We start from the raw sequence: 12,935 nt of genomic DNA, 5'->3' as shown, positions 1-12,935 counted from the left end.
ACGAAAAGACGCCAATTGAGACAATCCAGAACTAGATAGTGCCGAAACGCCTATTGTACCTATTCTGCCTATTGTAGCTATCGCTTCAACCCTACAAAGGTACTGCTGAAACTCGAGGAGAGGGGAATCTCGCAGGAGAAGGCCAAACACGAGATCGAGAAACTTAAACAGAAAGACGACGCCTACGAGCCGAAAACCAACAAGGAGGTGCGGGTGACGTAGATGGCCCGTTCCTCTATCACCCAGACGGAAGCAGAACGCCGCAAGCGAACGAAGGAAGTATACGAGAAGACCATCCGGGCTGTCAACTTCAACTCGGGTCACCGACAACCGCCGCTCGCTTCGAAGCCCTCGGTGGTCGGCACGCTCAATCGTTCCGGCTGCGGACTCGAGGAGATCCATCGAGTGATTACGGCCGCTCGTCGCAACGGTGATCTCTTCCAGGTCGAAGATGACGAGGGCTGCACTCGGCTGGGGGTCGACAATGCCGAGACACTGGTCGAGAAAGTCGAAACGAACCGCTCGTGGTGTGACGATTCGCGACGAGATGTGATCGGACTGGCGAATCAACGGATCCAGTACCTGCGAGGTGGCGACGATGAGTGACTACTGGCGAGAGCAAATCTGCGATGGACTCCAGTGCGAGAACTGTAGTGGTGGAGTGACGATCGTCAGATCGGCACCAATAGTGAAGGGATCGATAACGACGTATCGTTGCATTCGGTGCTCGAGCCGGGGGTCGGTGAAGGATCGGCTTGGCTGGGATAATCCGAAATTTCGGAGAGTTGTCCGACAATGAGCGATAAGTACACAGGCGGAATGGAACGTCAGTGTGTCAGCTATTTCTCCACCGATGGATCATCTTCGAGAACTTGTGGATTCGGATCTTCACAGGAGCAGACACGAGTGCCCGAGATTGGACTAATCTCCCCATCAGAGAGAACCCATACTGAGAACGCTTCTCCGCAGTTTTCACAGATAGCTACCCGTTTTTCCCGCCGCTTGGGTTCACTCATATTGCCACTTGTCCCATGGATTATAGTACGGCTACCATCTATAAAGATCTATCATGGAGGTCTGCTGGAATGCTCACTACACGCGGATACTGAACGCGACGGGGGTGACTCGAGCCGATGAGTGAGAACGAACGCTCCTCAAGCAGGACCGAATGTGAAGACCTCCCGCACCACACGCACACTTACGTCCTTGGTGCGGATATCAGGGTCGCACAACGCGACTGCCACCAGCACGAATATCGGGGCATCGGGCTCGATAGACCGCTGTAGAGGTCGAGCCATATCTGGGCAAAATCACCTAACAGGCGTGCCGGACCTATCTCGCAGCGTGGGCAAAGCGGACGATCGAGCGCCCAGCGCAATCAGATACAGATAGCACACGGGGTGAACCGGCATGAGCGTCTTCGAAGACACCCTCGAGATCTGGCGAAACGCCCTCGAGCACGACGATGTCGCGACTGTCGACGGCCCGGCCTCGAGCGAGACACTCCAGGAGGCACGTGACCGCTTCGAGCAGCTGGGCAACGAGCCTCGCGACGGCGTCCTCGTCATCTTGATCGACATGGCCCGAGAGGCTGGGTCGAGCTCGAGGCGCATTCGCTGACCCTTGACGGTCACGAAGAGTTTCGGCCGTTCGACAACATGATCACGGTCATCGACGGCACCGATCGGAGCGCGTTCATCTGCCGGTCGGACGCGATCCGCCTGGACATGACGATCCTCGAGTACGACGACGTCGTCACCATGATCACCTTATCAACGTTGGACTCCTGGTGCTTGAGACTCAAGTACTGCTGGATATCGGGGCTCCCGACCTTATTGCCCTCACCATAGCGCTTCGCCTGGATCAGCGCCTTTTGTTCATACGGGTCTGTTTTTCGAGTTCGGACGTCGATTCCCTTGTCGTTCGACGCTGTCGAGACCTCGCAGTCCCAGCCCATCTCTTCCCAGAGATCGGCGACGAAGTGTTCGAACTCGTAATCATCCATCGACTGAAGTTCGGTCTTCAAGTCGAAGTCATCGGGACCGCAGGTAGTTCCTCACCACAGAAGCGACAGAACTCGCTGCCCTCTTCCATTTCGTCCACACATGAGGGGCATTCCATAACTACCGATCTTGGCTGATAGTTCAAAAGGCTGATTGCTACTCTGGATTTCAATCAGAAATAGTACTACCAATCTCGAGTGCGTCGACGGCCTCGGCGGGCTCAACGTCGTGATCGACAAGGCGATCGGCGCGCTCGTAGTGAACGGAAAACTCAGTCAGTGCGACGGCGATCAGGAGGTCTCGCTGTCGGTCAGATAGCATCGCCGGTGTTGGCCGCGGCTTCGTACATAAATGTCAGGACTTGCTGAGTAGAAAGCAGAAGGCGAGGGCGGCAGGTCAATCAAGAGTGGGCAACGATTGACTCCCTTACCAGATCAACGCAGTTGTTATCACCTCATCAATCTCTTGGCCAGTAATCGCGCTGCTCGAGTAGGTGCGTGTGAAACGGAAGGGAGAGTGAACGGCAGGATCGAGATGGGGAGGTACCCACCTGTCGTCCCTTCTGTATAAGACAAGTACAGATATGACCATCTCCAAAATGATTTGGTACGTTGAGAAGCGCTGGCCAGAGGCCGACGTCGGAACCCGCCCCTCAAGTGGTGTGTCAATCAGGGTGGGTCCGAGATCGGGTCATTTTGGTGGTAGGTGGGTCGATCTCAGGAGTGGCGAGAGGTATGTCTCGGAGCGGATCTGGTAGTGGGTGTTCGGCCGGATCCTCCCTCATCCCTCACCATCTGCGTCTTGGAACCAATATGCTATCAACCTATTGGATAACCAACAATGTGCAAAATAGTTAATAGTAATACTCAGGGGCAACTAACTGCCTCCGACCTTCCATTCCCCTCCCCTTCCGGAGGCATCCTTTCCCCAATCCCCCCTTCGACCGACGCTCAACAGTCCTCGAGTATCACGTCCCTTGCCGTCTGGATCGGCTTGTACTCCTCGACGTCGAAGTCGTCGCTATCGGGGCGGATGTCAACCAGCTTCCGATGCGTGACTGCTTTGATGACATCGTCGAGGTGATGGCTGCTTGAATTCGTCGACGAGCTTTGCGGGCGGCTGTCACCGACCAAGCGCGAGGTCGAAAGAGTGTCGCAGATAGGGTTTAGAGATCCACGGAGCCGATTCCGAGTATGCTGGAATCGGGATGAAGTTGATAAGGGCTCTGGCGAACATATTCACTGTCGCGTTCCTCGCGCGACATGGACGATCCAATCAACATCCACCTCGATCTCATCTTATCCCACCGCCCGGCGGCCGTTACCCTGTGCCCATCCGGGTGTTTTGAGGCTTTCTCGAAGAAACCATATCTGAGTAACTTTCCGCTCTCGAATTCAGCGACAGAAGCCAGAACGAGACAGTGAACTCCAGTCTTAAACGGAAAATACGGCACATTCGTTCATTCTCGGCATTAGTAGAAGCAATTCCGTGGACTCACCCTTAGCCGTCTTACTCACAATCTTAACCAGACACTTTGATCGTTAGATGTAGAGGATATAAAATTCACTACATCTTACCTTTTAGCAGATGGTTCTTATTTTCTTGACTAGGGAACTTTTGTCAAAGTCACCAAAATGTAACCCTATATTCACCATTTCCTGTGATACCTTTTTTGGTGGGTTTACTTTCTTCGATGAATGTGTTCCTTTCTCTGGATTGGGTGTGGATTGATCCTTGGTATCTGTTTTACTATTATATATCTTGTCTTCTAATTCATGCCAATTTTTGAGCAATCCTTCCAATTCGTCTCTAAGCTCTTCAATGACTACTGCTCTATTCTCCTCAATAATATTCTCCAACTTATTACAGCGCTCAAGATGATCGTCTAAAAGCGATTCAATCTCCTTATTAATACCATATTTACTGTTCTCTAAATCCTCCTTCCAGTCAAGTATATACCCTTTTAGCCCCCGAATTGCCCCGAGTATATCTGAAAGAGTCGCATCATCATGGACCAGGTCTTCTTCACGCTTAGACTCGTCTTTGCCCTCGAACTCATTCTCAGCAGTGAAATCGTATTTTGCCATAATCAGGATCATATGTTGTATGCTAATGAAACTATGGCTAGATGTGAATCTGTGTAGAGTCATATCATGATTGTGTCAGCACACCCACTGAATGGCCGCTTCACAGCTCCGAAATAACGTGGCCGGACCCTCCTCCACAGCCGGCTAACACTAGCTCTGGACCTATACTGAGCAATATACGCCTTGGCACCTTGTACGACGATACGAGTATCACTTACAACTGGCAGGATTCTCAGCGGTCAGTCTGCACACCTACTTAACGACTGTTTCAGCAACGATGGTGTCTAACTAATAGGATCCTGGCAGATCTGATTGCTATTGTTCGATCAACCTCTTGGCCAGCAGCATTGCTACTTGAGTAAGCGCGGAAAACGAAAGAGGGAGTTAGGGTGGGGAATGGCAGGATTGGGATGGGGAGATACCCACCTGCCGTACCCTTCTGTATAAGACAAGTACAGACATGACCGTCTCCAAAATAATTTGGTATCTCGAGAAGCGCCGGCCAAAGACCGACGTCGGAATCCCATCCCTCAAATGGTGTGTCAATCAGGGCGGGTCTGAGATCTGGTCATTCTGGAGGTAGGTGTGCCGATCTCAGGAGTGGCGAGAGGTATGTCTCGGAGCGGATCTGGTAGTGGGTGTTCAGCCGGATCCTTCCCCATCCCTCGCCACCAGCATCTCAGTACTGTAACCAATTAGTTCTACTGATCGTATAGTAGGGGTACAGCGCTTTTACCGGCCGAAATAGCTAATAGAGTTCTTATTTACTCGTCAATCGATTCGTCGCTGTCGTCTTCGTCCGAGTACTGTTCTTGTTGGGCGACGGCGGTATCCGGCCAGTCGTCTCGCTGGTATTCGCCGGCGTGCTCAGTGTTGACGTGCTCGAGTAGTTCAGCCGTGCCGCCGGCGGTGAAGTTACAGTCATCGGGCGAAGGGCACGACCACGTTAGGACACTGTTCGAAGTCTCGGAATCAGTCATCCTCGAGTAGTTTGCCACGGGCTGCCTTGAATTTCTGGAATCGGCAGAGGACCTGTTCGTATTAGGGCAATCCACGAACTGGTTCAAGGCACATCACGAGAACTGGTGTGAATTAGCGGTGATAAATTCAAATGAGCATCACTATATCGAGTTGTCCCGCAACTGCTATTCAAATAGGACAGAAAGTTAATATAGTTAGAATTGTCTACTATATTCTAATTAACCATGAAACACCTGACCGTGATGAATTCATTCTTCTTGAGGGTTCGTCAGTAGAATTAAGTGTCAAATATCCTGGGCCGGGACCGGTTGGTGCTAAAACGCAAGTGAACGGAGAAACCGTATTGACGCGTTCTGTCCATCCAAAGAAGACTAAATACGAATTTGGATTTTCACGTGATATCCCTGGGCGCTATTCAATTCAAATTATTATCGAGGGTGCAAAGTCGGGAGAGTTGGAAAAATTAAGGAAAGGTGAGATAAAACAGCCTGAGGAAGAAGAGCGTATGAATGCTGAGTGGGATATTATAGTTGCTGACGAAGACAAACTCTATAACGATGATATTGACAAAATAAAGAACATTGTAGAGAGCATTTTGCTTCTATACTCATTGGGCTCAATCGGATTCAAAGCAGTACAGAGAGTCTGGAAGTATGCAGAAGGGATTCCTGAAGAAGATCGTGAAGAGATCACGGCCCTATATGATATCGACGAATCTGAAATCAATATTGAAGAGCACGAACCTAACAATGAATAAGACCTGAGATTTCCCTAAAAGGCATATCTCTAATGATTCTCACTGGTGCTTGGCAACCTCAATCCGCTGCTTGAGGGGTTCCTCGGCAATCTCCGAGTCTGTCTTCGACTTCCGCGTGCTGGACCTGCCGTTTCGAACAGTCCGCTGGTAAGAAGTCTCTTAATCGGGAGTGGAGGGCTTGCCGTTGATAATTCTGACAACCGCAATTACCTATTTCTGGCTTGCTGCCGCACTACTCATCGGGATCACCGTCCTCTTCGCAGACGACCTCGCGAAGCTCCTCGAGCAGCTCCGGGTGATGTTCTTCGAGCACATCGATATCCTTCGTCAGCTCGTCATTGATCCGCGAGCGTACACGCGAGATGGATTGCATCCGCTGTGACTCCGATGGGTTGCCCTCACCAGAGATGTACGCGCGGTCCGTGTCCGTCATGATCGCACGGTACCGTCCCATTCTAGGTGTTTGGTTTTGCGCCATTGCAAATGAAGGTTCTTTCTTGGCACCCTAACACTTTGTGCCTATGCATATATTTGCACTGCTGCAAAGTATTTAATATGCACCAATGCAAAGTAGTAACTGAGCACGGGAGACCGACCGCAGAAATCTGTGGCCGGCAGGCGTTCCAGCGCCCCCGACCGTGCCTCGTGAAAGGCAAATGGCAGCTACAATCCAGACGGATGAAACCGTTTCGACTGACGAAGCATAGATCGACGACGTCGTCCTCGAGCGCCGCTCGTGGAACTACGGCTACATCGGCGAAGACAACGACGGTCGTCACCACCATGTCGACCGCAAACTCGAGCGCATCGTCGTAACGAAGACCAACGCCGAGCGCGACGACTCCAGTGGCGTGCCGGTGTTCTCACTACAGAGTCCAGTCCTTCACTCTGAGAACATCGTGCTCGCTTCGAACGGTGCCGGCGGCGACGAGCTCCGGCGCTGGATTCAGTTCATTGACGAGGAGTGTGGCGGCTGGGCCAAGCGTCCGGTCTCGACGGCTGACCAGGCACAATACATTCTCGAGGAGATGTGCTGATGATGATGGCGAGTGATCGACACCAGAGTCTTCGTGGTGATCAACTCGAGCGTGAAGCACAAGCGGACATCCGTCAGGGCAAGATCGCCGAGGCGGTCACTGGATCCGAGATCCAGCCCATTCACGATATCGGGGGTGATGAGTAATGGCAGCCGTCAAGTCCGGTTCCAAGGCTCAGTACGCCGATATCGACGAACTTGACGACCGCACCTTGACAGAGTATCTCACAGTGCTTGAAGATCAAGGTCGCGTACGCGGTTGCCGCGATCAGTATCTGGTCGTCTCAGAGAGCGGCAGCGAATACCTCGTCGATACCCGCCTCGAGGCCTGCGAATGTCCCGACCATGCATACCGCGAGCGTCGATGTAAGCACCTCCGACGGGTGGCCTTCGCGATCGGTGCTGAGGCCGTCCCAGTAGGGTTCAATCCTGAGGATATCGCCGGCGATCTCAGGGAGCACGTTTTTGGTGAACCGAAGTGCTCCGAATGAGCGTCCAGACTGCTGACCTTGAGAGCGCTGCCGAGGCCATCGACGGCCATCCGACTGTTCGTGATGTTCGCGTCGTCGATCACGCTCGAAACTCGGATCCCCGTACGCTCGAGATCGTCCTCCTCCCGGAGGTCGATCGCATCCCACCGGCGTTCTCCTAATTCTCGCGGAGTACGACTATGGCGTCGGCCCGACGCAGCCCCAGGGCGAGTACTTTGTTGCGACGGTGAAATAATGAAGGACGCACTGGCCCCGGATACAGAGTACAAACTCATCCGCAGCGAGACGCCGGTTGACGTCTACGGCTTCAAGCTCGGTGAACCGACGGGTGAAATCGAGTGGGAGGAGTGCGGCCGATCGCATCTGAACATCGACGAGATCCCGCACACAGAAGACTGCCCGCAACGCTGGGCCTGTACTGACTACTGGCGTGAGCGTTTTCTGAGCAAGTAACAGCTCTGTTCAGGCCCTATTTTAGATTGTTTATCTGTGGGAAAATAGTTCACTATACATGTGAATATGACGTTGTCACCCCTACCAGATCCCGGTTATATTTGTGAGGCCGTGCTGAATACACTGTACCTATCGGTCATGCGGAAGACACTATCAAAGCTTTTTTATTATGTACTTTCAACATCAACGTATGTCAAATAATGGTAGTAATGGTGCTCTTTCTAAAACGATCATTGGGGGCGCAACTGGAATCGAGGATGAACTTGGTGCAGATGTGACGTCAGTTGCTGACGACTTAGATGTTGAAGTCAGTGAGAGTAGTGAGATTTTCAAAGATATTTCGGACACTCTAGAACCCTCAAACTCGTATCTCAGCAATATCGTTACTTCAGGCCGGGACCTGTATGTCCCAGGCTTTCAGCGAAAATACTCCTGGGATGAAACCAACCATCATGAATTTTGGTACTCATTGACAAAACTATATTCTCAGGTTGATAGGGCCGATCTTACTGATGACCAAATTAGTCTGTGGTCTGCCGGTTCCGACGAGCGACTAGAAGAGTTCTACTTCGGTACAATATACCTCGCTGAGGCAAGGACAGGTGATGATGATGAGGAGATTTTTGAGGTGATTGACGGCCAACAGCGTCTGGCCACCGTTTTCATCATCCTTAATGAAATACGAAAACTTCTGGAGGAATATGAGGATAATATTCGAGAATCCAGTGAATATTCGGATGACATTGCTGATGGTGTTCAGACACTCCAGATGGGAATCATCAGTCAATTCTTATACACAAATATGGCGTACAGTGGAAGCGGTGATCAGGTCCGTCTGCACATGACGGATCATGATCACCCCTATTTCCAGACTATTTTAGAAGACAAGAAAAGAACATACTCAAAATTGCTAATGAATTAGAGGAGGGAAACTTCCCGCACTGGTTAAAAGTGGAGAATATTTTGAAAAGACTCAATATTACGGTCGAGGAGGATGAATTCGATATTGACGATATTGATGATGAAAGTGAACTTGAGTCAATAGAGGAAATCCTCGGCCAGTCCAAACAATTCACTGAATCCCAGTCGAATTTGATCGAGGCTCAGACTACCTATAGCAAATTAATCCCCAAGCATCTCGACAACGAGATCGGGATTCCGGAGGATGCTTACAAAGAACGAGCGTTGGCGTTGATTAATCTTTCAATCATACTAATTACTTCCTTCCGTATTGTGGAGTGCAAGTTCCGAGAGCCGGTTGATGAGACACTGAAAGTTGACGTGTTTCAGTCATTGAACGAAACCGGAAAAGCCTGGAAATCCATGAGAAAATTCTGGCACGGGTCGTTGCTGCTTTTGGTATCGACTCCGATGAAGTTGAGGACTTCGAGAAACTCGTCGAAGAAGACTTTGGAGGCAAAGAAGACAAAATCAAGGACTACCTCACGAACTATCTCCTCACTATCGAGGATGAGAAAACATACAAAAAAGGAGATATTGAAAACAATTTACTCCAGATATTTAACACTCAGGAAAGTGTGAGACAAGAGGCCCTAACTTCACGGCTGAGGAAAGATAGCGATCGTAGTGAATTCGTACTGAATCTTTGTTCTCACGCCGACAAGTACCGGGCAATAGATGGAGAACTCGAACTGAATCCAAATTTTTCGACTCAAGTCAAGTGAGGGAATGCTGTCAAAATATCATCAATGATCTTCAAGGAGAGCAGTGGAAGTCATTCGCCCTTCTCATGTACATTGAACTTTCCAAAGAGAACATTGATGAGGAATTCTTCAAGTCTATGCTAGAATTGATTGAAAATTCATGCTTAGAAACACATTTGCATCTGGTGCAGCTACTTCTATCAATCAGACCTTCATTTCTGCTTGCGTTAAATACAACCAGGAGGCAACCCCAGAATTTGATGAGATCACTGCGTATGAAGATGAAGAATGGATGGATGATATTGATGACTTCTCCGATGATCCTGAGAGGATTATGGAAGTTTATATGGTCGCGAACTCATCCTGGAACAAATTATCTGGCGGTCAGTTAATCCGGAAATTTTACGATCCAGACTGGTCAAATATAAAACCCATTCTCAAGAAGCTAGCTCGGGTAAACACATCGACTGGGTCGGAAAGAGGGCGAAGCGGGGCCGTTGAGGGACATAAAACGATTGATTTCTCGGAGTTAGAACGAGAACACATACTCCCTAAAGAACCAAAATAGAAGACGTTGATAACCCGTATGCTTGGTTCCGTGACTTCCATCAAATTGAGGAAGGGAACCCCCCGCGGGAAGACATCCGTTCAGTATATGAAGAACTAGTTGATGATCCAAACCACGAATCGGACACTTACGACCGGCTGAAGCGGCAGTCCAAAGTATTCCTCGACGATATCGGCAATAGTATTCTGCTGCAAAAAACTCTCAATAAGAAGGTCAGTAATCGGCAGTTTTCGGTGAAGATACTCTCATATTATCTCCGATCATACAATGATTTGACCGATTTTGGGGAGTATATCGCGTATATTGAAATATAGATATAACGATTGAAGATCTTGCTAAACTCATTGAGTGCTTCGGAAAGACACTAAATGACGGAGAAACAAAACTGCTACTCTATGAACTTGAACAAATCTTCTCCACGGTCGGGATTGTTGATGTCAACGACTATTGTTCAGACATCTCCTTGTCTTCTCCATCTCCAATTAATGATTCTCGTATATCCAATAATTATGATACAACAGATGATTTCTTCGAGAGATTCGACATTAAAGAAGATGATCACGGAAATATCTTTGATGACTGGAAAGATCATAAATCTCTAATCTCGTAGATTCGGACGGACAGGCCGATGCTAATCTTGGTGATATGCTAGATGATACTATCGAGTCAATTCTCGGGAAAATTGCCACAACAAACGATGAGACAGGCGAGGAATGTGAAAGCCGATGTGAGGATATTAGCGAGTATGAATCTATCGTCTCGAAATTCAATAAGACTTGGACTTGGGAGGAAGTCGTCGATCGGAAAGTTGACCTGATAATGGAAATCAAAGACCTAGTTAAGCTTGAAACACTTGATAATGAGTTCCGGGAATATGAGGATGAGGAAGGCCACCACAGGGAGCGGGTTGAAGAAGGAATAAAATACTGACTGAGTGAGCATCTGCCTACGCCGTCTTTTCTGCCATAACTTCTAATCTGAGTCCATAATGAATCCAGATAATCTGCGCCGTACAGACCATTATCGGAACAGATTGGTAGACGTGAAACGAGTATTCGAAATAGAGAGTCGTTGACGAGCTGGTGACCAGTCAATATAGCCTCTGTATTCAGCGGGCTAATCTTGACAATATCCAGAGAGGCTGAGTCCTACTCCGACAACTGCACTACTTGTACTGAACATCATTGGGTGTCCTAATTACCCACTATAGGGTAAAGAAATATCCAACTACTATTCGGAACTGTAAGTATTATTCTTATTATATCAGAGGTTCGTGGATAATATGATTGCCGATCCGCGGGTCTTAGATGACACGTTCGTCCCCCCTGATCCACTTTATCGGGAGAACGAAACCGAGCAACTTCTTCGCCGGTTCACAACTGCACATCCGCGGGAATCTGACGTTCTTATCTCCGGACCCAGTGGTGTGGGGAAGACACTGCTCGCCCGGACAGAAGTCAACCACCTCAAGACACAAACGTCGGTCACCCGCGTCTTCGTCGATTCACTCGGGAAGACGACCGGCGGTGTTCTCCGGGCGGTCCTTGAGGCGCTTCCCCATGGGCCTGACAGCGTTGCTCAGACGTTACCCGCGAACGACATCTGCCGAGAGCTCCGCGAGGCAATCACCGGCAAGACGATCGTCGTCTTGGACGAAGGGGATGACCTCCCGGAGACGAACGCCGTCGGCGAACTCCTCGCGATGGCTACATAACTGTCGTCGTAATCGCCCACGATGGTACTGATTGGCTCTCCCGCTTAGACGTCACCGACATGCACTCCGAGAGACAGTTACCCAGCAGAGCGAACGGATCGAAGCCCAGCAGGAACAGGTCGACGTCCTCAAGGACGAAGTCGAACAGTTCCACGCGGAGAATACTCGCCTAGAAGCAGTCGCCGACGCCGCTCTAAAGAAAGCCGGCACGAACAAAGCTCGCATCGCCGAGCTTCAGACGCGAGAGTTTGAAAAGGGAGCGTATCTCCTCGCCGAACACGTCGACCCCGACGCACTCGCAGACGGTGTCGACCGCCTCGAGCGATTCGCCAAAGACGACGGCACCTACATGCGGCTCCCCGGTTCCGATGATCCGCTTGATCGGGGCAGTGCGGTCACGCTGTCCCATGGGGATCTCCTCCCCATTCAGCAACTTGCCCAGATGGACGACGATATGTTACAGTCGTCGACGAACTCGCTCCCGGCACGACTCGCTGCGATGCTCTGGCGGGCACGAAGTGATCCGAACGTCGGTGATGATCCCTGGCAAGAAGGGTGCAAAGACATCCGCGAGTACGTGAAAGCCAGCGACATGAAACACTGGATTCGGCGTCAGGAGAGTGGCGTCAATGATGCGTACGCAAAGAAACTCGTCTCGAGGACGATCGATGCGTTGCTCGAATTGTCGAAGAACCGCTTGGCGATTTGCAAGCAAACCGAACGAAAGAACGGATTGCCCTACACCGAGCGTCGAGTATTATTGAAGACCGATGCCCCGATCCCAGGAGAGGCCACTAAGTCTGATGGGACGCCGGAGACGATTGGTGTCCACAGCTAGGACTGACTACGGGAGGTGATCACCACCCAACCGGGTAACTTCAGGTCTCCAAAACGACTGCTCCATTGTGCCAGCGGCTGTCTGCAGGGTCTCGATACTTACTGGTCTCTCGTTCGATCGGTCGTCGTCGGTCAATACTCGAGACATGCTTCAGGAGTTCTCCGAGGACATCACGTGTCTCTGAGGTATCCCATCTGAGGGCACTGTCTAGTTACGCAATTCTGGCATAGAACGGCGTTTTAGCGACTGGTATGGCTTCAGTGCTGATCCCAGTAATTGTTTCACCTCGTGAGATCTGTGCTGAGGTAGCCGCATTTCTACCGTTTGTAGAACAGAGTCTCGT

The 12,935-nt window shown here is 50.4% G+C and carries 20 protein-coding genes; 14 read left to right on the top strand and 6 right to left on the bottom strand.

The genetic code is table 11. The features are described 5' to 3' along the window. The first annotated feature begins 222 nt into the window (after positions 1-222). Entirely contained in the window at positions 223-606 is a 384-nt protein-coding gene (locus K6I40_RS02220) for a hypothetical protein (protein ID WP_222912687.1), read from the top strand. Positions 607-1,410: 804 nt separating this feature from the next. Beyond that, positions 1,411-1,620 carry a hypothetical protein gene (locus tag K6I40_RS02215; protein WP_222912686.1) on the top strand — a complete coding sequence of 70 codons (210 nt, stop codon included), beginning with the start codon at positions 1,411-1,413 and terminating at the stop codon, positions 1,618-1,620. A gap of 10 nt (positions 1,621-1,630) precedes the next feature. Here K6I40_RS02215 and K6I40_RS02210 read toward each other — a convergent pair whose 3' ends face one another. From K6I40_RS02210 to K6I40_RS02190, 5 genes are all read right to left on the bottom strand, one after another. Next, positions 1,631-2,005, bottom strand: a complete 375-nt coding sequence (locus K6I40_RS02210; RefSeq protein WP_222912685.1) for a restriction endonuclease — start codon at positions 2,003-2,005, stop codon at positions 1,631-1,633. 166 nt (positions 2,006-2,171) lie between these two features. Beyond that, complete coding sequence (locus K6I40_RS02205; RefSeq protein ID WP_222912684.1) at positions 2,172-2,324, bottom strand: hypothetical protein; 153 nt, start codon at positions 2,322-2,324, stop codon at positions 2,172-2,174. Between the two features lie 629 nt (positions 2,325-2,953). Continuing rightward, entirely contained in the window at positions 2,954-3,136 is a 183-nt protein-coding gene (locus tag K6I40_RS02200) for a hypothetical protein (RefSeq protein ID WP_222912683.1), read from the bottom strand. 447 nt (positions 3,137-3,583) lie between these two features. Continuing rightward, positions 3,584-4,090, bottom strand: coding sequence for a hypothetical protein (locus K6I40_RS02195; protein ID WP_222912682.1), 507 nt, complete (start codon positions 4,088-4,090; stop codon positions 3,584-3,586). A gap of 764 nt (positions 4,091-4,854) precedes the next feature. Next, the gene (locus K6I40_RS02190) at positions 4,855-5,070 is read right to left on the bottom strand and encodes a hypothetical protein (RefSeq protein ID WP_222912681.1); all 216 of its coding nucleotides are present in this window, start codon (positions 5,068-5,070) and stop codon (positions 4,855-4,857) included. A 131-nt stretch (positions 5,071-5,201) separates the two neighbouring features. On the opposite strand from K6I40_RS02190, the gene K6I40_RS02185 reads away from it, so the two are divergent. Further along, positions 5,202-5,828 (top strand): hypothetical protein, encoded by a 627-nt coding sequence (locus tag K6I40_RS02185; protein WP_222912680.1) that lies wholly within the window; start codon positions 5,202-5,204, stop codon positions 5,826-5,828. Between the two features lie 232 nt (positions 5,829-6,060). On the opposite strand, the gene K6I40_RS02180 is transcribed toward K6I40_RS02185, so the two are convergent. After that, positions 6,061-6,282, bottom strand: coding sequence for a hypothetical protein (locus tag K6I40_RS02180; RefSeq protein ID WP_222912679.1), 222 nt, complete (start codon positions 6,280-6,282; stop codon positions 6,061-6,063). A gap of 445 nt (positions 6,283-6,727) precedes the next feature. On the opposite strand from K6I40_RS02180, the gene K6I40_RS27700 reads away from it, so the two are divergent. The 11 genes from K6I40_RS27700 to K6I40_RS27695 all read left to right on the top strand — a co-directional run bounded on the left by K6I40_RS27700 (position 6,728) and on the right by K6I40_RS27695 (position 12,592). Next, positions 6,728-6,865: a hypothetical protein gene (locus K6I40_RS27700; RefSeq protein ID WP_255681328.1), complete on the top strand. Its 138-nt coding sequence runs from the start codon at positions 6,728-6,730 to the stop codon at positions 6,863-6,865. Then, the gene (locus K6I40_RS02170) at positions 6,865-7,011 is read left to right on the top strand and encodes a hypothetical protein (RefSeq protein WP_222912678.1); all 147 of its coding nucleotides are present in this window, start codon (positions 6,865-6,867) and stop codon (positions 7,009-7,011) included. The genes K6I40_RS27700 and K6I40_RS02170 overlap by 1 nt, the downstream gene beginning before the upstream one ends. Beyond that, positions 7,011-7,355 carry a hypothetical protein gene (locus tag K6I40_RS02165; protein WP_222912677.1) on the top strand — a complete coding sequence of 115 codons (345 nt, stop codon included), beginning with the start codon at positions 7,011-7,013 and terminating at the stop codon, positions 7,353-7,355. The genes K6I40_RS02170 and K6I40_RS02165 overlap by 1 nt, the downstream gene beginning before the upstream one ends. Continuing rightward, complete coding sequence (locus K6I40_RS02160; protein ID WP_255681325.1) at positions 7,352-7,516, top strand: hypothetical protein; 165 nt, start codon at positions 7,352-7,354, stop codon at positions 7,514-7,516. The genes K6I40_RS02165 and K6I40_RS02160 overlap by 4 nt, the downstream gene beginning before the upstream one ends. Before the next feature lie 73 nt (positions 7,517-7,589). Next, positions 7,590-7,808, top strand: coding sequence for a hypothetical protein (locus tag K6I40_RS02155; RefSeq protein ID WP_222912676.1), 219 nt, complete (start codon positions 7,590-7,592; stop codon positions 7,806-7,808). A gap of 190 nt (positions 7,809-7,998) precedes the next feature. Next, positions 7,999-8,730: a DUF262 domain-containing protein gene (locus K6I40_RS02150; RefSeq protein WP_222912675.1), complete on the top strand. Its 732-nt coding sequence runs from the start codon at positions 7,999-8,001 to the stop codon at positions 8,728-8,730. 29 nt (positions 8,731-8,759) lie between these two features. Then, on the top strand, positions 8,760-9,350 hold the full coding sequence (locus K6I40_RS02145; protein WP_222912674.1) for a hypothetical protein: 591 nt from the start codon (positions 8,760-8,762) through the stop codon (positions 9,348-9,350). Between the two features lie 282 nt (positions 9,351-9,632). Next, positions 9,633-10,040 carry a hypothetical protein gene (locus tag K6I40_RS02140; RefSeq protein WP_222912673.1) on the top strand — a complete coding sequence of 136 codons (408 nt, stop codon included), beginning with the start codon at positions 9,633-9,635 and terminating at the stop codon, positions 10,038-10,040. A gap of 645 nt (positions 10,041-10,685) precedes the next feature. Beyond that, positions 10,686-10,970, top strand: a complete 285-nt coding sequence (locus K6I40_RS02130; protein ID WP_222912672.1) for a hypothetical protein — start codon at positions 10,686-10,688, stop codon at positions 10,968-10,970. Positions 10,971-11,322: 352 nt separating this feature from the next. Continuing rightward, positions 11,323-11,754 carry an AAA family ATPase gene (locus K6I40_RS02125; RefSeq protein ID WP_255681321.1) on the top strand — a complete coding sequence of 144 codons (432 nt, stop codon included), beginning with the start codon at positions 11,323-11,325 and terminating at the stop codon, positions 11,752-11,754. Positions 11,755-11,785: 31 nt separating this feature from the next. Beyond that, complete coding sequence (locus K6I40_RS27695) at positions 11,786-12,592, top strand: hypothetical protein (RefSeq protein ID WP_255681319.1); 807 nt, start codon at positions 11,786-11,788, stop codon at positions 12,590-12,592. The last annotated feature ends 343 nt before the right edge of the window (positions 12,593-12,935 follow it).

The sequence above is a fragment of the Natrinema sp. SYSU A 869 genome, from assembly GCF_019879105.1.
Classification (GTDB): Archaea; Halobacteriota; Halobacteria; order Halobacteriales; family Natrialbaceae; genus Natrinema.
Note: the sequence above shows the minus strand (reverse complement) of the source record. Positions and strands in the feature narration are given on the sequence as shown.